Annotated in this window: 14 protein-coding genes and 1 pseudogene; 6 read left to right on the forward strand and 9 right to left on the reverse strand. The window is 60.1% G+C overall.

The features are described 5' to 3' along the window. Nucleotides 1–41: 41 nt before the first annotated feature. Nucleotides 42–1,180, forward strand: a protein-coding gene (locus VQ065_RS01455; RefSeq protein WP_087819173.1) for an IS3-like element ISPa32 family transposase whose coding sequence is annotated in 2 segments (ribosomal slippage) — nt 42–291 and nt 291–1,180 — 1,140 coding nt in all. Because the reading frame shifts where the segments join, the coding sequence is not laid out codon by codon here. Nucleotides 1,181–1,209: 29 nt separating this feature from the next. Here VQ065_RS01455 and VQ065_RS01460 read toward each other — a convergent pair. The 8 genes and pseudogenes from VQ065_RS01460 to VQ065_RS01495 form a co-directional block, all read right to left on the reverse strand. Next, nucleotides 1,210–1,988 (reverse strand): annotated as a pseudogene (locus VQ065_RS01460) (IS3 family transposase); the annotation flags it as partial. Nucleotides 1,989–2,029: 41 nt separating this feature from the next. Then, the gene (locus VQ065_RS01465; RefSeq protein ID WP_023656924.1) at nt 2,030–3,622 is read right to left on the reverse strand and encodes a type VI lipase adapter Tla3 domain-containing protein; all 1,593 of its coding nucleotides are present in this window, start codon (nt 3,620–3,622) and stop codon (nt 2,030–2,032) included. Next, complete coding sequence (locus VQ065_RS01470; protein WP_003084124.1) at nt 3,622–5,772, reverse strand: T6SS effector phospholipase Tle3 domain-containing protein; 2,151 nt, start codon at nt 5,770–5,772, stop codon at nt 3,622–3,624. The genes VQ065_RS01465 and VQ065_RS01470 overlap by 1 nt, the downstream gene beginning before the upstream one ends. Beyond that, nucleotides 5,769–6,266, reverse strand: coding sequence for a hypothetical protein (locus VQ065_RS01475; protein ID WP_003084126.1), 498 nt, complete (start codon nt 6,264–6,266; stop codon nt 5,769–5,771). Before VQ065_RS01475 ends, VQ065_RS01470 begins: the two co-directional genes overlap by 4 nt. A 3-nt stretch (nt 6,267–6,269) precedes the next feature. After that, a complete protein-coding gene (locus VQ065_RS01480; RefSeq protein ID WP_014603488.1) occupies nt 6,270–9,329 on the reverse strand; it encodes a type VI secretion system Vgr family protein in 3,060 nt (1,019 codons plus the stop codon). Nucleotides 9,330–9,508: 179 nt separating this feature from the next. After that, entirely contained in the window at nt 9,509–10,027 is a 519-nt protein-coding gene (locus VQ065_RS01485) for an Hcp family type VI secretion system effector (RefSeq protein ID WP_003083317.1), read from the reverse strand. Between the two features lie 677 nt (nt 10,028–10,704). After that, nucleotides 10,705–11,867 (reverse strand): IS3-like element IS222 family transposase gene (locus VQ065_RS01490; RefSeq protein ID WP_340080329.1). Its coding sequence is split into 2 segments (ribosomal slippage): nt 10,705–11,612 and nt 11,612–11,867, totalling 1,164 coding nucleotides; the frame shifts between segments, so codons are not numbered across the junction. Between the two features lie 1,176 nt (nt 11,868–13,043). Further along, complete coding sequence (locus VQ065_RS01495; protein WP_023103838.1) at nt 13,044–13,289, reverse strand: hypothetical protein; 246 nt, start codon at nt 13,287–13,289, stop codon at nt 13,044–13,046. A gap of 644 nt (nt 13,290–13,933) precedes the next feature. Between VQ065_RS01495 and VQ065_RS01500 the strand changes: the two genes are divergently transcribed. The 4 genes from VQ065_RS01500 to VQ065_RS01515 are packed head-to-tail and all read left to right on the forward strand — an operon-like array spanning nt 13,934 to nt 20,628. After that, nucleotides 13,934–15,433 (forward strand): DUF3375 domain-containing protein, encoded by a 1,500-nt coding sequence (locus tag VQ065_RS01500; RefSeq protein ID WP_071536260.1) that lies wholly within the window; start codon nt 13,934–13,936, stop codon nt 15,431–15,433. Nucleotides 15,434–15,435: 2 nt separating this feature from the next. Beyond that, nucleotides 15,436–16,185, forward strand: coding sequence for a DUF4194 domain-containing protein (locus VQ065_RS01505; protein WP_014603489.1), 750 nt, complete (start codon nt 15,436–15,438; stop codon nt 16,183–16,185). Beyond that, nucleotides 16,182–19,487 (forward strand): ATP-binding protein, encoded by a 3,306-nt coding sequence (locus tag VQ065_RS01510; protein WP_023103839.1) that lies wholly within the window; start codon nt 16,182–16,184, stop codon nt 19,485–19,487. Before VQ065_RS01505 ends, VQ065_RS01510 begins: the two co-directional genes overlap by 4 nt. Further along, complete coding sequence (locus VQ065_RS01515; protein ID WP_227342185.1) at nt 19,438–20,628, forward strand: Wadjet anti-phage system protein JetD domain-containing protein; 1,191 nt, start codon at nt 19,438–19,440, stop codon at nt 20,626–20,628. Before VQ065_RS01510 ends, VQ065_RS01515 begins: the two co-directional genes overlap by 50 nt. A 118-nt stretch (nt 20,629–20,746) precedes the next feature. On the opposite strand, the gene VQ065_RS01520 is transcribed toward VQ065_RS01515, so the two are convergent. Beyond that, nucleotides 20,747–20,980, reverse strand: a complete 234-nt coding sequence (locus VQ065_RS01520) for a helix-turn-helix domain-containing protein (RefSeq protein WP_023103841.1) — start codon at nt 20,978–20,980, stop codon at nt 20,747–20,749. Between the two features lie 445 nt (nt 20,981–21,425). Here VQ065_RS01520 and VQ065_RS01525 point away from each other — a divergent pair, with 445 nt between their 5' ends. Beyond that, nucleotides 21,426–22,247, forward strand: a complete 822-nt coding sequence (locus tag VQ065_RS01525) for a hypothetical protein (RefSeq protein WP_003084143.1) — start codon at nt 21,426–21,428, stop codon at nt 22,245–22,247. The last annotated feature ends 53 nt before the right edge of the window (nt 22,248–22,300 follow it).

The raw sequence follows: 22,300 nt of genomic DNA on the forward strand, positions 1-22,300 counted from the left end.
GTCAAACTTAGTAGAGTCCGTTTTCCGAGCAGGAGACGGCAGTGAAAAAGCGTTTTACCGAAGAGCAGATTCTCGACTTCCTCAAGCAGGCGGAGGCCGGTGTGCCGGTGAAGGAACTGTGTCGCCGACACGGCTTCAGTGATGCCTCGTTCTACACCTGGCGGGCCAAGTTTGGCGGTATGACCGTGGCGGACGCCAAACGGTTGAAGGATCTTGAACTGGAAAACAGCCGATTGAAGAAGTTGCTCGCCGAGGCCCACCTCGACATCGAGTCGCTGAAAGTGGTCGCCCGGGGAAAAGGGTAAGCCCGACAGCACGGCGGGAGGCGGTGCAGGAGATGCAGGCGCGAACCGGCATCTCCGAGCGTCGTGCCTGTCAGTTGATCGGGCTGTCCCGCTCGGTGTTGCGCTACCAGCCGCGAGCCAGTGTGCAAAACACCGAGCTGCAAGCCCAACTGGTGGAACTGGCCCAAGAGCGCCGGCGCTTTGGCTATCGCCGCCTGCACATCCTGCTGCGGCGTGCTGGCGTGCAGGTCAACCACAAGCGGATCTATCGCCTGTACCGCGCTGCCGGCTTGATGGTGAAACGGCGGCGCCGCCGCCATGGCGTCGCGGTGGAGCACGAACGTCTGAGTTTGCCGAGCGCACCAAACCAGGTCTGGTCGATGGACTTCGTCTTCGATGCACTGAGCACCGGGCGACGGATCAAATGCCTGACGGTGGTCGATGACTTCACCAAGGAGTCGGTCGGCATCCTGGTGGAGCACGGTATCAGCGGCTTTCGTGTCACACGGGCGCTGGACGAGATGGCGCGGTTTCGCGGCTACCCGAAAGCGATCCGCACCGACCAGGGGCCCGAGTTCACCGGCAAGGCACTCGATCAATGGGCCTATCAGCGCGACATCAAGCTGAAGCTGATTCAGCCTGGTAAGCCCACGCAGAATGCCTTCATCGAGTCGTTCAACGGTAAGTTCCGGGACGAATGCCTCAATGAGCACTGGTTCTGTTCGCTGGCCGAAGCGAGAATCCGCATTGCGGCCTGGCGGCGGGATTACAACGAACACCGACCGCACAGCGCGATTGGCAATCTCACCCCGGCAGAATTTGCTGCAAGTTGGCGAACTCGCCAGCAGCAACTGAAGCAGGAAAAATTAATATCAACCCCAGGGCCTACTAACTAGGCAGCGGTACTAAAACTGGGGGCAGGTCAATGGTGGCCAACAATTTTTCTGGAATACGCATCCGTTACCAGGCTTAGGTACAGCGGGCCGCTACTGGCTGGCAGGTAAGTAATGTCCGCCGCCCAAACATGCTCCGGTCCTGACGGGACAACCTGGTTCGGGCCTGACTTGAGTAGGTTCGGATGGCGGTAGAAGCGATGAAAGCTTTGTGTTGTCTTGTGATACGCCCGCTTGGGCAACACCAGCAAACGGCGCTCTCCCAGGACCTGAAATAGTCGGTCTCGGCCAATTTGGAGCCGCCTATCAGGCTGGCAATGCAGCAGATAGTGCAGCTTTCGTGCGCCTAGTCGTGGCTGACGTATCCGGATTTGTTGAACAAATTCGACAACCCGATCTGCCTGGCGTGCTTTGCTATCAGCAGCTCGATTGCGCTTGTAGTAAGCCTGTCGGCTCATGCCAAGAAACTGACAAGCCCTGGCAATGCTCAGTCCTGCGACTTGACCTTGCGAGAGGACTTGCCGGATCGCTTTTTTACGACCGATACACCGTAATCATTTTTCAGGACATCGACGACGGTCTCGAAGAACTGAGCCTTCTGGCTCATCAACTCAAGCTGCTGCTCAAGCTCTTTGATCCGCTGCTCTGGAGTGAGCGTTTTGGGGTCAGACATCGCGCAACTCTTCTCGGCCCGAATCGACGCCCCTTGGCTCCAATCCTGCCGACCATGCTTGCGCAACCATACCAGAACCGTCGACCGGCCCTGGATGCCATACCGCACCTGGGCCTGCTTGTAGGTCACCTGTCCTTGTCATCTGACGAAAACTCCATCTGGCGCGGGACACCATCGACCTACAAATCGTCCTGCCAGTCGGTGCTGGGTTTGAGGCTGCTCAGGAACTCTTCCAGGGCATAGTCTTCGCCGGGCGGCAACCGGGTCGTGAGCCGACTGGCGGGCGCCACCGGGTCGGCCGATGGCGGCGGACCGTCGCCGCTGGCGGTCTGCGGCAGCAGGTCGACGCCGAACGGGTCGTGAGCGGGCTTCTTCCCCGGCGTCGGCGAGCTGATGCCGATCAGGGTCGCCTGGTCCTTGCGCCGCAACGGCATCACCATGCTGCTGTCGCTGTTGAGGTAGCTGGCCATGGTCGCCAGGGCGATGCCAACGAAGGGCGAGGCCGCGCCGGTGTCGCCCAGGCGCTGGGTCAGGTCGTAGCTTTCCCGCGAGTCCAGCAGGTCCAGCGAACTCTGCGCGGCGCCCAGCGCCGGGGTGAGTTCGGCCAGCGGCGTGGCGTTCAACCCGCCGTCGTAGAACAGCCGGGCGGGCGCCGGCCTGAGCCCGGCACTGGCCGTCTTCCAGGCAGCGGCCAGTTGTGCGGTGAGAGCTTCGCGCTTGAGCCGTTCGCCGGTATCCGGGCGGGTCAGCGGCACACTCACCGGCCGATGCAGCCTGGCCAGCACCGGCAACGCATCCCACTGCTCCAGAGCCCGCTCGGTCCAGGGCTGGGGAATGAACGGCGTGGGGCGGAACTCAACCGGTGGCTTGCGCCAGCCCCAGCCACGGAACTCGGGGTCGATCCGGTTTTCGTTGACCTTGGTGTAGGGGGCGAACTGGCGTAGCCAGTCGACCCGCTCGGGGCGGCCGACGATCAGGGCGACCATGGTGTCTGTCAAGGTCCCCGGTACACGTGGGCCAGAACCTCCCCCTAATGATTTTAAAGGTACATCCCGACTCGATAAGGAACCGGCCATATTGAAGCCTTCGTTGGCGTACACCAACACTGCTGGCAAGTCTGGGTTGCGTTCGAACAAACTGAACAACGCCTCCAGTACTCCTTCAGGCGTATCGTTACAGATAATGCCATCCTGCAAATTGGCAATCCGATGCCAATGCAGTCCAGCCGGAACACGGAGATCATTGACTTTTACTGACAGGCTTTCCCGCGTCTCCTCCGGAGTGAAGCGTAGGTTAGGAGTGCTCGGATCCCAACTACGCACCACCGTCACCGTTGGTATCGGCCATTTCTCCAGAAAGTTTTTCAGCCCCAGTTCCAGGGCGTCCGCTTGGCGCTTTTCATACGCCATATCCTTGTCATCCGCAGACGTCGGATACTTCTTCGGGTCCATCGGCAGGATGCTGCCGACATGCAAGGCCTCGGCCTGCACCGCATTCTGCTCCTGCAAGGCCTTCCATACCTGGCCCTGGCGAAACACATCCAGGCTCATGCCTATGCTGAGCACATCCAGGGTTTCCAGGCGCGGCGAAGTTTTCGGAGCGTGATAAGCATCAGCGGACATGGCGGCCTCCTTGGCCGGGGTGTAAGCGGTAACGGACGTCGCTGGATTAACGAAACAACGCATCGAAGACAAAAGTGACTCGGCGGCATACCCAGCAGAACTGCTCAAAAGCAAACCGACGAGAGAGAGTGTTGAGAACGTCAAACGCATCAGCTCGCTCCTCCAAAACGCACCGGCCGGCTGTAATAGCGGTCTTCGATGGTTTGTGTCGCCACCAAGGAAGGCAGGCTGTCTCCTACTGTCACAGGGAGTTTGCCACTCTTGCGGTAGACTACAGTGGCGTCTATTAGCTCGCTATTTTTAGGCTCTTCCGCGTGATACAACGCTTGCACCTCTTCGCTCGGAATATGTATTTCGTCATTTGCTTGGCCATTTAGCCCCTTGTCCTTAGCCTTCCAATCCAACCGCCAATCCGCCACCCGACACAGATACTGATAGAAAACCACATCATCCACGCTGTCCCCGGCCCCGATGGCCAGGTCATAGGCCAGTACCCGCCGGTTATGCTCCGGGTTGTTGGGTATGGCCGAGTGGAACGACAAGGGCTCCAGATGGCCCTCCGCCGTCTGCAGGCGCAGCCGGGCCTCGTAGGGAGTTTCCGCGCGGGTGACCAGAACCATGCCGGTGCCCAGTTCACGAGCGGAAAACACATGGGTCTGCCGGGCCAGTTCCTTGCCTTCGTTCAACGCCCTCTCCACGCTGCGCGTGTCGCGCCCGTAGCGGTACGCCAGCGCGGTGTCCACCTGTTGCGCGACGGCATGCCCGCTGTCCTTTTCCTTCCAGCCGCCGTTGCTTACGCCGATGGCGGCGTCGATCGGATCGAGGGTATCGCGCACCTGATAGACGCCGCTGGCGGAGTTCTCTCCCGGCGCCGTGACGGTTCCGTCGAAATCGAATCGCGCTTCCGTCGGCAACGGCAGACGCGGCGCGGTCAGCAGCACGCTGTCGCCCTGGTCGAAGTTCGCCCGGCCGAATCTGTCCTTGCCGCCCAGCCCGGTGTCTTCCCAGGTCTTCTCGCCGGCCAGCAGAAGAGGGTAGACATGGGGAGGGGCGTGCCCGCCGATCTTTTCCTTCTCGCCATTGCGCTTGCGTACGGTGAAGATGCGCTGGTGAAAACCCTGCGGCAGCCCGGTCCTTCCCGGGAGCCCCTTGACCTGCTCAGCAATGCCGCGCCAGCCGATACCCTGGACGTTGGCAAGTCCCACCGTCTGGTCCTGGGGCGTGAAATACAGGTAGACACTGCCGCGATTGTCGCGCTCATCGAAGCTGAGCCGTTCCCCGTCGATGGTCGTCTGGCAGCCCAGGCCACCCACCCAGCCGGGACCGCCTATCGCGCCGTAGCCTTGGCAGTTGCGCAACGCGACGCTGCTCAGCGCGGGGACCGGATGGCGCCGGCCGCAGATGAACTCGAGGATGCCTTTGAGCGTGGCCAGCCGCGCCTCTCTGGTCTGCTGGCTGCTCCAGCCCTGGAGCTTCTCGTTGAGGGGTTCGAACAGGCCGTAGGGTGAGTTGAGCATGATCACCCCGTCCGCCGGCGCCACGCCGTCATCCTTGAGGAAGGCATGTGCCAGCAGGGTCAACAGGGTGCCCTGGCTGTGCCCGACGACATTGATGGTGTCGTCCGGGTAACGCTTGCGGATGATCTTGATCAACATGGCCAGGCGCATGGCCGCAAGGACCATGTACTTGCGCCCTGCCGCCGAAAACAGCGGATGGGTCATGGTGCCGCCGAACCAGTCCAGCGAGATGAAACCGAACAGCTTGCCGTTGAAACCCTGGCCCCACATGTCCGGCAGGTTGGTGGTGGCATTGACGAACTGCCCGCCTTCCTTGGTGCCGGACTTGTCCAGCCGGTTGCCGTTGCGGTCCAGCCATTCGCCGTGGGCCGCGGTCTTGTTGATGTATTGCTCTTCCTCGCGGAAGCCCCAGTAGAAAGGTACGACTACGCTGCGTACGGCGGCCCCGCCGGCGCCACTGGCGAACTTGCGCCGGTAGTAGACGGCGTCGGGGTTCTCCGCCTTGCCTTCGTCGTCCGCCGGCAGGCTGTAGCCCGCCGGCGTCAGGTAGCCGGGATTGGCCTGCCCGCCGGGCAAGGTCGGCGGCATGTCCAGGCGTTCGTTGAGCCCCTGGCAGAGCCCTCGCTCGATCCGTTCGTAGCAACCCGCGAGATCGTTGACGCCATGCACCACGATGGTCACGCAAGGCTTGGGCGGAGGCGGCACCAGGTGCACGTCGCCGCCCTTGGGCAAGGTGATGGACTGGGCAGAGACGATCGTCCTCGACCGAACCCTATCGTTCATGGCTTCTCTCCTTGCCGCTCCTCGGCGTTGCGTCGTGCCAGGCAGGTCGCTTCGTCGAGCAGCATCCAGTTGCCAGGTTCGCCGGCCAGGCAGAATTCGACGGCAATGCTGGAAACCGTTTGCCGGTGCCGACGGCTACGCTCGTTGAAATGAATGAATGCGTTGTAGCTCCCATCTGGCTGCAAGCGCTCCGGCCGGCGCAGGAGCACGCTGGAGCCGGGATAGTCGCCGAAGACCTCGATCTCCCCGGCACGCCACCCGGGCGGGAGCTCGATCCGCCACAGCGTTTCCTGGCAATGGCTGCCGACCCGCCGACATACCGAAACACGGGTGATCTCGACGTCGTTGGTTTCCGCCAGCAAGGGGCGTAGATCCAGGGTCACGCGCCCGGAGCCGGCGTGCACCGGGATCTGCGGTGGCAGTTTGGAAACGGCCAGGGCCTGGACGCTTCCCAGGCCGAACAGGCAGGCAATGAGCAAGGTCTTGCGTTTCATTGGTCAGTATCCCGTTGGGAAGTTTTTCAGTACGCCAGCGAACCTGCTGTTCGCAGAGGCTTCCCCGAACTCGTTCTTCTCGAGGAAATAATCTCGAACGATGTCTCCCTGCTGTTCGATGTTGTAGTCCTTCAACGTCTTTCCCGGCTCCAACCGGTAGGCGTACTGGTCGCCTAGGAGAAACTGCCTGGCTTGCTGGTAGGCCCCCACCAGAAGGACGTTGACGCCATGCTGGTGCTGCCAGACATGGGTCATTTCGTGGATGAACAGGCCCTGGCGCTGCAGGCTCTCCAGGCTCCAGTCCGCCACGCCGCGCAACTCCTCGCCGAAGTAGATGTGGCCGTTCGGCGCCATCACGTAGTCCTTGCCCTGCCAGGGGACATAGTCCTCGTCGCGCAGGCGGACCGTGGAATAGTCGATGGAGTCGCCGAATACGTCTTTCGCCAGGCTGATTTCCCCTTCGCTGAGAGCACGTCCGGCCTCGGCGTCGGGGCCACTCAGGAGCTTGCCGACTGCAACCGCCGCGCCAACCGCCGCTGCTATCCCGGCAACTGCGGAGGCGGGCGATTTCGTGTGTTTCATATCGACCTTGGCGATGTTCATCGCATCCTTCTGCAGCAGCTGGGTGGCGCCTTCGGCGTCGGTGACGCCCTCGATGACCTCGCCGTTGGCCATGGTGATGGTATAGGGCACGTTGGGCATGGCCGTCTGCCCGTCCAGTTGCTTGAGGACGAACCGCCGCTGCGTCTCGCCCACCTCGAACTGCGGCAGCTCGGCTTCCAGGCTGGCCGCGCCGACATGACTGTGCTTCGCCGCCTTGACCACGAAGTTGCCGGGCATGCCCAGCTCGATGTTGCCGCCCTTGAGGGTCAGGTAGGCGCCGCCGCACATCAGGGTGATGTGCTCCTTCGCGGTGACCAGCACGTGCTGCTGGCTGGCGCTGACCTCCACGCTCTGCTCGGCCTCCAGGCGGATGTCGTTCTTCTGCGCCTGCAGCAGCATCGGCCCCTGGTGGGTGATCTGGCGCAGCTCGCCGCCCTGGGCGAACAGGCCGATGTCGCTGCCGGCGTTGATCACCACCTTCTGCCCGGCGGTCACCTGCTGGTTCTGCCGGGCCACGCTGTCGACGTGCTCGCCGGCGGCCAGGGTCAGGCTCGCCGGCGTCGCCGCGGCGATCCCTGCCGGACCGCTCAAGGCGATCGCCGGCTTGCCTCCGTTGCTCTTGCCGGACTCGTCGTTGGCACCGTGGCCGAGGTCGCGCACGGCTTCCTGGAGGGTTTGCTGCGGCGCAGCGTCGTGCCCCACGCCCTGGTGCTCCCCGGCGTAGTCGCCCAGCTCGCGGGCCAGCTCCAACGCCGCCTCCAGCACCTGCACCACGACGCCTCGGTCGAGATGGCCGGCGCCGGCCCTGAGCTGCTCCTCGGTGCTCAGCAGCAGGCCCCTGGCCGCACGCACCGCGCCATGTTCGTCGGTGCGCAGTTCGAAGCCCTCGCCGCGCGGCTTGCCGCCTTCGGGCCGAGGATGGGTCAGGTAGCCCAGGCGCAGCGCGCTGGCACCGTGGTCGCTCATCAGCGCCGCACTGATCTGCGCCGTGGTGTCGTCGATGCGCAGCTCGTTGGCCCGGCTGCCCTTGTACTCCTTGCTCTTGATGGTGCTGAGGATCTTGTGGTCGGGCAGCGCGTAGGGCGGCCGGTTGGTCGCCCGGTAGGTACGCCCGGTGACGATCGGCTGGTCGCAGTCGCCGTCCAGGTAATCGACGATCACCTCCTGGCCAATCCGCGGGATCGCCATGTGCCCCCAGTCGGCACCTGCCCAGTTCTGCGCGACCCGTATCCAGCAGGTACTGAACTCATCGTGACGTCCCTCGCGATCCCAGGGGAACTGGACTTTCACCCGCCCCCACTCGTCGCAATGGATCTCTTCCCCTGCCGGGCCGACTACCGTCGCGATCTGCGGACCATCGATACGCGGCCGAGGCAGCGGTGCGGGACGCCATTCGACGTCCTCGGGCACCAGTTCGGCGCGCAGGTCGTAGCTCACCCCCAGAGGGGCGTCGGCGGACTCTTCCTCCTGGCCGGCATACTGGGTGCCGCGATGGACCACCCGCACCGGCCGCCACCAGGCGTTGAAGTCGGCACGCGGATGACCTTCCAGGGCAAAGGCGTGGCCCGGGATCAGCCGCGGGTCGTCGCCGCTGACCGATGCCACCCGCGCATCGCGCCGGTGCCCTCTTAGGCGGCTTTCGCTGAAAGGCCGGCCGGCGCCGCTCTGCTTGTAGCGACCGGGGTAGTCGTAGCGCTCGTAGGACGAGCCCTGATGCTCGAGCGCCTCGCCAGCGAGATGATGCTCCTGGTCGTAGGTCGGGCGCTTGAAGCTGTAGTCCCGCTGGGTCTGTCGAGCCGTACGAACATTTTCGCTGTAGCGGAAAGAATGAAGCACCGGCTGCGGGTTGTCGCCCTCCGGCTGGGCGCTGAACAGTACCGGGCCGCCGGCGATACGCTCCTGGACGTAGAGCCGGTCGCTGCAGACCAGGGTGTGGCGGTGTTCGTCGAAGCGGAAGTAGTAGACCAGGCCTTCCTCGAAGGCCAGCCGGTCGTGCAGGTAGTGATCGCTGTCGCCGGCCTGCACGCAGTATTCGCGTGGCAGGTGCTCGTGGTAGATACGCTGTTCGTAGTCGAGCACCCGGTGCTCCTTGAGCAGCGCCTGGAGAATCTCCGGAACACTCTTCTCCTGGAAGATCCGCCAGTTGCAGCACAGCTCCAGGCGCGCCAACTGCGGTTCCAGCAGCAGTTCGTAGCGGGTCCGGCGAAAACCCGAGCTGCCCTGGGTGAAGTGGCTGACGATGCCATGGACGTAGCGGGCCGGACGGCCGTCCTCCCAGAGGGTGAAGGTGCCCGGCTGGTCGAGTACCTGCTTGAAATCGATGGCGTTCTTGTCGCTGGCCAGCTTCAGGTTCAGGCGGAAAGGCTCGCAGAGCGCTTCTTCCAGTTCGAACTCGACGACATCGAACGCAAGGTTCCCTTCGCCAACGACGAAGGTGAATTTCAGGTCTCTTTGACGCATGGATCGTTCCCTGTTCCGGGTGGGCAGTTCCTTTCCAATCCATTGGAGGAGCAAGCCACGTTACTCTTGCTCAGCCGCTGCCGAAAGTCTTGGCTCGGTGTCTATTTCGCGAAGTAGCGGACATTTTCGGCTCGACGGAGAACCGGCCGTACAGGTGTACGACCGGTGTGCCTGTCAACTCACCCTGCGACCGGCGAGCGCCAGTCGTCGGAGCCGGAGGTGCCGGAGACTTCGTGGGTCCAGGTGATCTTGCGGTAGGTGAAGTGCACGTCTTCCAGGTGGGTGAAGTGGGCGTTGCCCGGGTCCTGGCAGTTATGCATGTAGTCCTTGATGTCGACGATGATCGCGTCTTCCAGGACGGTGGTGTAGTAGTGCTCCTGGGTGCCGGCGGCGGAGGTGCGGTACCACTGGATCTCGACCTTGGTCAGGCGCTCGCCGGAGGTCAGGGCGGCCAGCAGCAGCGGCGAGGCCTTGTCGAAGACCTTGGTGATGACCACCGGCTTGTGCACGCGCTGGCCGGTCGGCTGGCCGGACTGCGGGTCGCGCGGGATGATCACTTCGTGGTTGAAGCCCTGGACCATCACCTGGTCCTCGTGGCCTTCCTGGTAGGTGTTGCCGACCGAGTCCTCAGTGAAGGCGCCGGCGGTGATCAGGCCCTGCTTGGTGCCGGTGATGGACATATAGGCGGGGGTTGCCATGGATACGTTCCTTGTCGTTGAAAGTGCCCAGGCGATATGCCGGGGACATCGGTGCTAGACAAGAACCGTGCCACTAGTCTTGAAACTCTTTTCCATCAAGGCGTTATTGGGGGAAGCCAAAAACTCGCTGGCGATTCTCATGGGAAGAACACTGAAAATTGCGCAACTTTTTGCGCACCGCTTGCAAAAAGTTGCGCACTCTCTCGGAGCCCTTTGGGTATTTGTTCCCTAGCGTTCTATCCACAACGTTATCAACCAAAAAGTTGCACAATGGCTTTTGGATTGTGAGGCTGAATGGTTGGAGTATTTTCTGCCTCTGCCCCTATCCAAACAACGCTTCAGCACGCGTAGTCTGATTGTCCAAACGTTCACCAAGCCCAGCCGGTACAAGCTCACCTTTCCACCGTATGCGTGACCTCTCCCTCAGCCGGTATTCCCCCAATGGGGGCGAACCGCCGTTCAAATGCGGGTGGCCGGCTTGAAGTCGGATAGTCCGACCTCAAAACCGGCAAATCGCCGGTTTTGGATCTCCTGCATTGCAGGCAAAGGCTCGCTGCGTTCAAGCGCAAATACGGGAATATCCCGCATTTGAAAACCCGGCTTCAAAAGTACGCAAAACGTCCTTTTGACTGCGGACGAAATTCGTCGTCAGTCGGTGTTTTGTGCGTCTGTAGTGGTCAACCCATCCCGGACAGTGGGTTGAGTTTTTCTTCGGCCACCGCAGGTGGTAACCCGTCGTTGAATTGATGCGGCCTGATCCAGTTGTAGCGGTGCATCAAGTAATGACTGATGTCCCGTTGGGCCTCCTGCGCCGTCAGGTAACCCGTTGACGGGACCCACTCCGACTTCAGCCTGCGGAACAGGCGCTCCATCGGCGAGTTATCCCAGCAATTCCCTCGGCGACTCATGCTCTGCTGCATCCGATAGCGCCAGAGCCGTTGCCGAAACAGGCGGCTGGCGTACTGGCTGCCCTGGTCTGAATGGAACAGCACCTGCTGTGGCTTGCCGCGCTGTTCGTAGGCCATGTCCAGGGCCTTGATCACCAGTTCGGCATCCGGCTTGGCCGAGAACGCCCAGCCGATCACCCGCCGGGTATGCAGATCCAGCACCGCGGCCAGGTAGTGCCAACGGCCTTGCGCCCAGACGTAGGTGATGTCGCCACACCACACCTGATTGGGATGCTCGGTCGCGAATTCGCGGTTCAGCCGATTCGGGATATCCGGCCGCTCAACCGTGGCCTGTTTGTAGGCGTGCGAGCCCGGTTGCTTGCTGACCAGGCCCAGCTCACGCATCAACCGACGCACTCGGAAACGGCCGATGGTCACGCCCTCTTCGCGCAGCATGCCCAGAATGCTGCGGCTGCCGGCCGAGCCCCGACTCTGGCTGAACAACTGGTTGACTTGGCTGCGTAGCGCCACGCGGCGAGCATCGACACGCCGCCGTCGAAGACGGTGGACGTAGTAGCAAGACCGCGCCACATCGAAAGCTGAACAGACCACTTCCACCGACTCCTGCTCACTCAACTGGTCTATCAGCGCGTACGATCGAGTTCGTCCGACATCAAGAGAGCGGTAGCCTTTTTTAATATCGCTTTCTCCCGCTCCAATCGGTTGATCCGGGCTTCCAGCTCCTGGATCTTTTGCTGCTCAGGCGTCAACGCCTTGCTCTTCGGGGTCACACCCTGGCGCTCCGCCTCGAGCTGCTTCACCCAACGGCGCAAGGCCGAATCCACCACCCCCAGCGAACGGCAGGCGTCGATATGGCTGTAGCCTTGGTCCAACACCAGGGCCGCGGCCTCTCGTTTGAACTCGGCGGAAAACGTACGTCGTTGCTTGCTCATCAGACACCTCTCTCACGGCGAGGATTCTCGCCTAAATCGGTGTCCGGGATCAGTAGACCACTACAGTCCGAATTTCGGACGCACAAAATCCCCCAGATTCGGGGTATTACGAGAGTCTCGTAAAACTCTCACTCCAGCCACCGGCTGAAGCCGCCACTACAAAATATTCGTAGTGAACATGCCCTGATTTCTCAGGAGATGATCGCGCGACCGTGGCCGCAATTTTGTGGAGACGGCGACCCCGCTGAGTTACGGCCTCGGGCATTAACGTTGGAGCAACGTTGGCTAACGGTGGACTAACGTTGATCGCGTTACCGGGAAGGGGCGCATTTCAAGTGCGCCCCTTGGCGCGACCAGCGATGGCTCCGAACTGAGCCATGGGCTAACGCGGCGCTATCTCACAACCGCCAATGGGGGAAGTGAGGAAAATCCCACCTTGCCTGACCAATCGCCAGGGGATCGAACTTACCGGGAGCGACGCAGACCACCCGGTTGCCCTGCTGGAACTGACGACAGACATTTGAGCTGGCCGGCATAAAAAAGCCCCGCCTGAGCGATTCAGGACGGGGCTTTCCTTTAGGCTTACTGCACCCACCATGCACCCATGAGAGGTGGCTTGTGGCTAATGACTTTTGGTAAGTGCTTGATTTGTATGGCGCATCCGGCGGGATTCGAACCCACGACCCCTGCCTTCGGAGGGCAATGCGGTACAGATATTTAGGTTGGCGGCAAAGGTTCAAAAATGCCTCTAAGTACCGTCCTGCAAGGCCTTGGCCTTATGTCGCCGTCTGCAGTTTATAGCTCTTAGTGGTATCTAAGGGTGGTTATCTAGGGCACAAAAAACGAAATGGGCCCCAGCGATTTTGACACCTAGCCAGCCCCTAGCTCGTCCTGCTGCCTTCTCACCGAACCTGAATTTTGACAAGCGCCTGGCGGCCTACGGACAGCGACTTAGCCCAGCATGGTCATAGGTACTAACACTATCAGTAAGGCCTGCCGCTTTGGGCTTCCCCGCGTCCACACAAACCCGTTTTGTTGCCCTCTGCTGTTGCTTTACATATAGGCAACCCAGGAGTGCGCAGGCCCCAACGTTAGCGGTACTTTTCTGGTGGAAGACTCTACCCTTGCAGGGGCCAAGGCCGTGCAAGATGCGTCGAGGTTAGTGCGGCAGCTAGCTCACTCGTCCTTGGCGTTTATCTCGGCGGAGACCTTGCCAAACGACTCCCAGTGGCCAACCAGCTCATCCACGCGATCAGGAATGCGCGGTGACTTACTCAGCACCAGACAGCGGGTTGTACCCACATATTCCTCAAGGAGGTAGAGCGTGTCCCCAACGTCGACGCCCATCTCCTGCAGAACGTCGTCGGGTAGGCGAATAGCACCGTCGCCTTCCCAGTCCTCAATCACTACATGATTCCGCATCGTGACCCCAGGAAACGGTTGGATGGGTGTCCGCAGGGGGAAGCAACGGCGAGTCGTTGCCAGCGAACTCCCGCAGCACAGGTCGACAGAATAGCAAAAAGCTCCTGAGCTCAGAGCGCTATAACGACGCCGCCCCTCATCTCTAGCAGCAGCTTCTGGCACTTGAACTCGCCCCAGGCCTGCCAACTACCACCGCCGTTGTTGAGCTGAAAATCCCGCAATACCACCGGGGAAATTCACTATCCCCATGCCGCACCCAGCTAATCCACCAGCAGCTCACTGATAGGTCATCGAGACTTCGCTCTATAGCCACCGTGGCTGCGCTGGCTTGCCGCAGGATGCCAGTGGCAGTCCCGCAAAAACCACTGAGCTGCCACATACGCTCACAGGGATCTCTTCGCCGAACTAGCCAAATACACCCTCGTGACGACAGATCCCTCCGCCAAATCGCCAATATCCAGCGTGCGTCCCCGGAATAAATCGTTAAACCTCGACTGGCCTAGCCTTTCACTCACTTTATTTCGAACGACGCAGCTCCTGCGGACCATCAAACGAAGCCCACCCGCCAGGACAAATACGTATCATGAGGCAGCGGGTTAGCTTGGTAAGCTCGCTCTCAGACAACTCTTGTCAATGTGGCCGTCATGGAAGAAAGCGCGCAACAGCGTTCAGAACGCTATGTATCTGCCCGCAGCCAGCACCCCGCGTGGCTTTTGCTCGCCTCGCGTCGTGCTCCGCTCGTATTGGGTTGCCTGCGCACTCTGTTCGAACGGGCGCACGATGGGATCCCCATGGAGGATGCGCTGCAAGCGCTGTCCGAAATGCTGGCTGCTTATGCCAGCCAGGAGCTTTACGAGATCGACCCGGATGCAACGCATCTCCAAGCAGGCCGTGAACTTCGTGAATGGATCAAGCGGCGCCTTGTCGTAGAGCGAGAGGGCCATATCTACGCAACCGACGCGTTGGAGTCCGCCATCCAGTTCGTTGACTCGCTGGATAGTCGGATCATGACCTCCACGGCATCTCGCCTGTCGGTGGTCCAGCGCGAGATCGAAAACCTGGAAACGGGTCTGAACCCCAGCCCAACTGGCCGTATTGCCAGCCTGCGCCGCCGAATCCAGCATTTGGAGCACGAGCTAGCGCAGGTAGAAGCTGGCCACGTCATCGTGCTGGATGAAGCGCAGGCGATAGAGGGCATACGCGAGATATATAACCTCGCCACCAGCCTGCGCGCGGACTTTCGACGAGTTGAAGACTCTTGGCGCGAGGCGGATCGCGCCCTTCGACACTCCATCATCAGCGAGCAGTCTCACCGTGGAGAGATCGTCGATCGGTTATTGGATGGGCAAGATGCCCTACTCAACACACCGGAAGGGCGTGTCTTTGAAAGCTTCCAGCAGCAACTGAGGCAGTCCGCTGAGCTGGAGGCCATGCGTGAGCGCTTGCGCACCATCCTTCGTCATCCAGCGGTTCCAAAGGCTCTGAATCGTCCCCAGCAACGTGAGCTGCGTTGGTTGGCGTTACGCCTGGTTCGGGAGTCGCAGGCTGTGCTCCAAGCGCGCGCCCGAAGCGAGCGTGATGTTCGCGGCTTCATGAAGACGGGGTTGGCCGCCGAGCATCATCGCGTCGGACAGTTACTTAGCGACTTCTTCAATCTAGCGCTCAGCGTCGACTGGCAACGTCAGTCAGAGCGCCGTAAGCCTGTTCGTTTACCGCCGGTTGGCGTAGCCATTACCGGTGTCCCGGCAATAGAGCGTCTTCGCTTCAAGACCCTGGGTGACGATGACACGGGCGAGCTGGATCTGAGTTTAAAGCCTGCGGGGTTGGAACAGATTGATGACGACTTCTGGGATGCTTTCGACGGGCTGGATCGTGAAACGCTGATTCATGACACCCTGGCTGTGCTGGTGGAGCAGGGGCGCCCTGTGAGTCTCGGGGAGCTTGCGTCTTTGCTTCCACCTGATCACGACCTGGAAACCTTTGCGCTCTGGTTGGCGATGGCGCGTGAGGCAGGCATCGAGGTGCTGAAAGAGGAGCGTCAGCTTGTGGAGCTAGTTGAGGAGGATGAGCAACGCTGGCGCTTCAATCTGCCTTATGTCGGACTCGACCACGAGGCACTCAAGGGCATCGATTGGGAATTGTGAGCATGGCAGGGATCTTCGATCGAATTGCAGGCGCCTCTGGCGCCGACGAAACGGATCTGACGGTGGAGCCCATGGCGTTGGATGACAGCATGGATGATGAACAGCCTGTCATGAGCGCCGCTGTACAGGTCGATGAACGCCGGACGCCGCAACGGGTACGTGAGGCCGTACAGGAAATGCTCAAGTACGGGCTGCTGGAAGAAAGCCACAAGCCCAACCTGTATCGCTCAGCACTTTCCAATATCGAGGCGGTCGACAGAATCCTGGAGCCGCTCGACCTGGCCATGGGAGTCGACGAGGTTCGGGGGCTGGTGTTTGTTATCGTTCGCCAGGGCGAGGTGGCCGAGGAGGATGACTGGTCGCACCCCCTCGTGCGTCGGCAAAGGCTGAATCTGGAGCAGTCTCTGCTGATAGCCATTCTGCGGCAGCATTTCATCGCATACGAACAGGAAAGCGGTACGGGCGCCAGTCAGGCACTGGTAGCGGTTGATGAGCTGATTCCCCAACTGCAGGTTTACCTGGGCGAACTGGGCAGTGAGGCGAAGGAGCGCAATCGTATTATCACGCTGCTGGATCAGCTCAAGGGTCATGGTTTGGTGTCGGCTCTGGACGCCCATGATCGCGTCATCATCCGCCCCATCATTACCCACTTGGCCAACCCGGAGAACCTGCAGGCTCTGGTGGCATGGCTGCGCGAGCAGGTGGAGGGCGCGGCTACTCCGGTTGCTGGTGCTGAGGAGGATGAGGCGTGAAGCAAGCACTACTCTGGCGTGACAGCGAGACCTTCATTCTCAGCAGCATCGAACTCTATAACTGGGGCGGCTTTCAGGGCTATCACCGTGCCGAGATCGATCCCTCAGGCACCGCCGTGATTGGCCCAACGGGTAGCGGTAAAACGACGCTGGTGGACGCACTGATGACCTTGCTGTGCGCCAATCCGCGCTACAACCTGGCCTCCACGGGTGGACATGAAAGTGACCGGGATCTGGTGTCCTATGTGCGGGGAGTAACCGGCCCAGGGGACGGGGGTGTGGAGCAATCTCATATCGCTCGCCAGGGTAAGACGGTCACCGCCATTGCCGCCACGCTCGAGCGTGATGGTACGCAGGTTCGACTGGGTGCTGTGCTCTGGTTCGAGGGCACAAGCTCCTCGGCGTCCGATCTGAAAAAACTTTGGCTTTTAAGCGAGTCCCCCGAGCAGACGCTGGAGCATTGGCTGAGCCAGCATCACGCAGGTGGCATGCGGGCGCTGCGTCAGATGGAGAAGGATGGGACGGGTATCTGGCCTTATCCCAGCAAGAAAGCTTTCTTAGCTAGGCTAAGGGATTACTTCGAAGTGGGTGAAAACGCCTTCACCTTGCTCAACCGCGCTGCCGGCCTGAAGCAGCTCAACAGTATTGATGAGATCTTTCGAGAGTTGGTGCTGGATGATCGCTCTGCCTTCGAGCGGGCTGCCGAGGTCGCAAGCAGCTTCGATGATCTAACGGACATTCACCGAGAGCTGGAAACCGCTAGAAAGCAGCAGCGCTCATTGCAACCGGTCGCCGATGGCTGGGAGCGTTACAAGGCCTTGCAGCAACAGTTACACGATAAACAGACGCTCGAAGGCATTCTTCCGGTCTGGTTCGCCGAACAGGGGTATCGCCTGTGGTTGGCTGAAACCAACAGGCTTGAGAAGGCGCAAAAACAGGCCGAACTGAATCAGGAGCAATGCAGGGGACAGTTTGATATCCAGAAGGGCGTGGTCGATCAGCATCGTCAGCGCTACCTGCGAGTAGGCGGTGCAGAGATAGATCTATTGCGCGCGCGCATCGCGGATTGGGTTCGGGAGTTTGATAAACGGCGCCTGAAAGCCGAGCAGTACCAGCGTTTGGCCAAAGGGCTAGGACTCGTGGTGGAGTTATCAGCCGCTGCGCTCGAGGAAAATCAGCAGCAGATCACGGCACGCCTGGAAGTACTGGCCGAGCAAATTACTGAGGCACGGCAAAAGGCGTTCGATGCAGGCATCGTCCAGAAAGAACTCGATGGCCGCCTGCAGAGCTTGCAGCATGAGCGTGCCGAGGTTGAGCGACGGCCCGGCTCGAACCTGCCTGGGCATTTTCATGCTTTTCGAGGTGATCTGGCGCAGGCGCTTTGCGTCGATGAATCGGCCCTTCCTTTCGTCGCCGAACTGGTGCAGGTCAAGCCCGAGGAGCTGGCTTGGCGGGGGGCCATCGAGCGGGCAATCGGTAGCCACCGGCTGCGTATCCTGGTGCCGCAGGGCTCGTCCGAGGCTGCATTGCGCTGGGTGAACCAACGACACAACCGCTTGCATGTGCGCTTGTTGGAGGTCAAGGAGCCGTCATCGCGGCCAGTGTTCTTTGACGATGGTTATACCCGCAAGCTGACTTTCAAGGAGCATCCGTACCGAGAAGCTGTAAAGGTTCTACTGGCGGACAACGACCGACATTGCGTGGAAAGCACAGAGCAATTGCGTCATACCCCTTACGCCATGACGGCCCAGGGGCTGATGTCGGGCAAAGAGCGCTTCTTCGACAAGCAGGACCAGAAGCGCCTCGATGAAGACTGGCTGACCGGCTTCGATAACCGCGACCGTCTGGCCTTCCTGACTGAACAAATTCGCGAGGTCAATGAACAGCTCGCGCCTGCCAAGCTGGCCTTGGATGCTGCCCAGGGCGATGTCCGCAAGTTGGAGGATCAAGCTTCGCTGCTGCAGCGCGTCGAAGAACTGCAGTTCGAGGAGATTGATCTGCCGGGCGCCGAGCGTCAGCTGGAGTCGCTGCGTGCTCAGCTGGACACCCTGACACGCCCCGACTCTGACCTCGCCCTTATCAAGTCTGAGCTGGATGAAGCTGAGGCATTGCTGGACTCTCTGGATCGACAGAGGCAACAACTTATCGAGCAGTGCGGTCAGTTGAAAATTCAGTTCGAGCAGGCCGCATCCGCTACCCGTAAGGCTTATCGCGGCGCCGAAAAGGGGCTGAGCGATACGCAACGTGAGTTGGCGCTAGCGCACTTCCCGACGCTGAGCGCTGCTGACCTCGGCGATATTGTCGAGCTGGAGCGCAAGCATACGCATGAGCTTCAAGGGCAGCTCAAAGCGCTGGGTGAGAAACTGGGCGATCAGAAATCCGAGCTTGCCAAACGTATGTCCGACGCCCTGAAGGTTGACACTGGTGCGCTGTCAGAGGTCGGGCGAGAGCTGGTGGACGTACCAAAGTATCTGGAGCGTCTACGTGTGCTGACCGAGGAAGCCCTGCCCGAGAAACTCAAGCGCTTCCTGGAATACCTCAATCGTTCCTCGGATGACGGCGTCACCCAGCTACTTAGCTATATCGACCATGAAGTCTCGGTGATCGAGGAGCGTCTGGATGACCTGAACAGTACGATGCAGCGTGTTGACTTTCAGCCCGGGCGCTATCTGCGCTTGGTTGCGACAAAGGTCATCCATGCAAGCCTGCGCACCTTGCAACAGGCTCAGCGCCAACTGAACTCGGCGCGTTTCATCGATGATGAAGGCGAGAGCCATTACAAGGCATTACAGGAGCTCGTTGGACTGCTCAAAGATGCCTGCGAGCACAACAGGAATCAGGGCGCCAAAGCGCTTCTGGATCCGCGCTTCCGCCTGGAGTTCGCGGTCTCAGTGATTGATCGAGAAAGCAAGAGTGTCATCGAAACCCGAACAGGTTCTCAGGGGGGTAGTGGTGGCGAGAAAGAGATCATCGCCTCCTATGTGCTGACCGCTTCCCTCAGCTATGCGCTCTGTCCCGACGGCAGCAGCCGGCCGTTGTTCGGCACCATCGTGCTCGACGAGGCGTTCTCGCGCAGCTCCCATGCGGTTGCCGGTCGGATCATCGCAGCGCTGAGGGAATTCGGCCTGCATGCTGTCTTCATCACGCCCAACAAGGAAATGCGCCTGTTGCGCCACCATACGCGTTCGGCCGTCGTCGTTCATCGGCGCGGCGTGGAATCCAGTCTGGTTTCCCTGAGCTGGGAAGCTTTGGATGAGCATCATCAACAGCGCATCAAGGCCATGCATGAAGTCGCCCACTGACATCAGTCGCAGCCTGGCCAAACAATGGCAGCGCTCCAGCGTACGCTTGGAACGCTTGCTCAATCCCGGCAGCTGGCCGCAATGCTTCAACATCGGTAAGCCTTCGGCACGAGTCTTCGCTGAAAACATCCATGCGGTGCTCCAGCATGTGGAGAACTGGCGGAGCGTGAAAGTGGGGAAGGTCGACTGGGAGTCAGTCAGCTATCGAGCTGGGCTGGCCCCAATTTCCTTGCCGATGCGCTGGCACTTGCGTAGTCCCTCCGAATGGATTGCCGCGGCCAATGATCCAACGGTCAGCCGGGAGTACGCTCAACTCGAATATCTGGTCGAGCAGGTAGACAGTGCCTTTCATGCGCTGCTCGTGGCTCAACGCAGCCTGTGGTTGACGAAGCCGTCTGAAGAAGTCGTCGCCACGGCGCAACTCGCCACCCGCTTGTCGCCAGGCTGTGCCCGAGGCCGTCCACTGCGCCTGCTTGCCGAGCACGGCGTAGACACCAAGTTTTTCGAGCGTAACGCCAGCTTGCTGACCCGGCTCCTCGACGAGCGTTTCGAAGGCGCGGCGTCCGAGCAAGGCCTGACGACTTTTCTGGATGCCTTTGAAGAAAGCAGCCACTGGGTTCTGGTCGTTCCCCTTCAGCCTGAGCTGTTGCCCTTCAAGCGGCTCAGACTCACCACTGCGGAACTGGCCGAAACCCCACTTCCCGGTTCGCGATTGCTCGTGGTGGAAAATGAGCAATGCATTCACTTGCTGCCTGAGAAATTACCGGACACCCTGGCTGTGCTGGGCTCAGGACTCGATTTGCAGTGGCTAGCGTCCGCGCACCTGGCCGGGAAACAGATCGCATACTGGGGCGATATGGATACCTGGGGCTTGCTGATGCTGGCGCGAGCGAGACTCCATCAACCAGCAGTCGAAGCACTATTGATGGAGCAAGAGCTGTTTGAACAGTACTCACCGGTGAGCGCAGTCGTCGAGCCGACCAAAGCTCTGGATTCGGCCCCACCTGGTTTGCTGGCTGACGAAGCGGACTTCTATCGGTATCTGCTGGTGCAAGAACGAGGACGTCTTGAGCAGGAGTACCTGCCAAAGGAACAAGTTGAGCGCGCTATCGAGCAGTGGGCTCGAAAGATCCCTGTATAGAGCGGCTGGCGGTGGGATCAATAGCCCTGTAATCCTGAGACCGCCTACCCTTAAACCACAGCCTTCAGATATGCCTTCTCTGACATTTCCAACGTTGATCGCTTTAGGCGGCCGGTTTTCAGCGTTGGTCTGCAACGAGTCTTTCCACCTCGTCGACGATCTCAGCTGCGGTGCAGCCCAGGGGGATGGCTAGCTTGAGCAAGGTGGTAATGGTTGGCTGGTTGACGCCCCGCTCCATCAGGCTGACGTAATTACGCTGCAATTCTGCCTCATGGGCCAATTGTTCCTGGGTAAATCCTGCTGCGACACGCCGCCTGCGCAAGACTTTACCGAACGCCAATCCGACCTCCACGGAAGCCCTCCCTTAAAAGAGAGGACTATCTGGGTCGAGCCATCTGTGGTCTTCACAATATACTGTGAATTTGCTAAAACACCGCTTCGTAACCTGAAGCCATCATCGGTCGCCTCGCAGGCCGACTCTCGTTTACATGGTAGCGCTTGGCATGGTGGGTCGGCTTTACCTTATTCGCAAGGAGTGCGCGCTTTGCATCCGCCAATCACGTAAGCGGATCGAACCATCAGCAAGGGATGCTCATTGAGTCCGAGAGCAGCATTTTTACGATGCCCTGCCGCTCAGAAAGTAGTCCGTCCCAAACCAATGCCCCCAACACTTACAAGCCCTGGTTGTAGCGATAGGGCCAGAAGTAGCGCGACCAAAAGGTCTTCACCCATTTCCTTCCGCAAATGGATCGCGCCTCAATACGGGCATTACAAGACAAACTTACTGGAAAGATGATATGCGTTTCATAATTAAACTAGCGGCAACAGTCGTTGCTGGCACTCTCCTCGCCGGTTGCGGGGGCGAGGATTTCACAGGCAGCTATCGCGCTAAGAATCCGTCGAATAGCAAAGTTGAGCTAGTCCTTAATATCCATGGCAATGAAGCTGAGCTCATTGGGCAGGAGCTAGGTACTGGCCGCATCAAGCCGCTTGTCAAAATGACCGTCTCTGTCAAAGATGGAAAGCTTCTTCTTGACGACGTAAATAGTTCCGAACGCTTGGCCATGAAGCGTAATGTGGACGAGCAAAGCCTTGACTGCCTCAACTGCAAGATTCTTCGCATCAAGGACGATACGGTTTGGAAATATGACCCCAAAGGGCCTTATGACGTAGACCAGATGCTCAAAGATCAGGCCAGGAGGGACGAGGAGCAATTAAATGCCGAGCTTGCCAAAATACAGGAGAAAGCCTTGCAGCAGGGGATGCGGGATCTAGAAGCTCCGAAGCTAACTCCCTATGAAGGCGATTGGGTCTATCAGCGCACAACGGAACAAGACCCTTTGACCATCATGACCATCTGGCGCAAAAGCCAGATCAAAAGCTGGTCGTTCAAATTTGAGACCATGGATCGTTTGGGGCACGAGGTTCCTGGGTTCGAAGTTTCGGAAGCTGGGCTGAAGATTGGAACTGGCCCCAAGGCCCACCTGTATAGTCTTAGCCCTGACAAGAAAACACTGACCTGCATGGACTGCACCAAGCCCGAGCGCTGGCTCAAGGCTGATCCTAATAAAGACCTCAGCGATCGTTATTATGCCCGCCAGATGGCAGGCAACCCGTAAAACCTTTACCCGGATAGATTCCCCTGCCCAGCTTTACGCTGGACAGGGGTACC

It is taken from the genome of Pseudomonas sp. KBN10P06128 (assembly GCF_037574945.1).
In the GTDB taxonomy this organism is placed as follows: domain Bacteria; phylum Pseudomonadota; class Gammaproteobacteria; order Pseudomonadales; family Pseudomonadaceae; genus Pseudomonas; species Pseudomonas aeruginosa.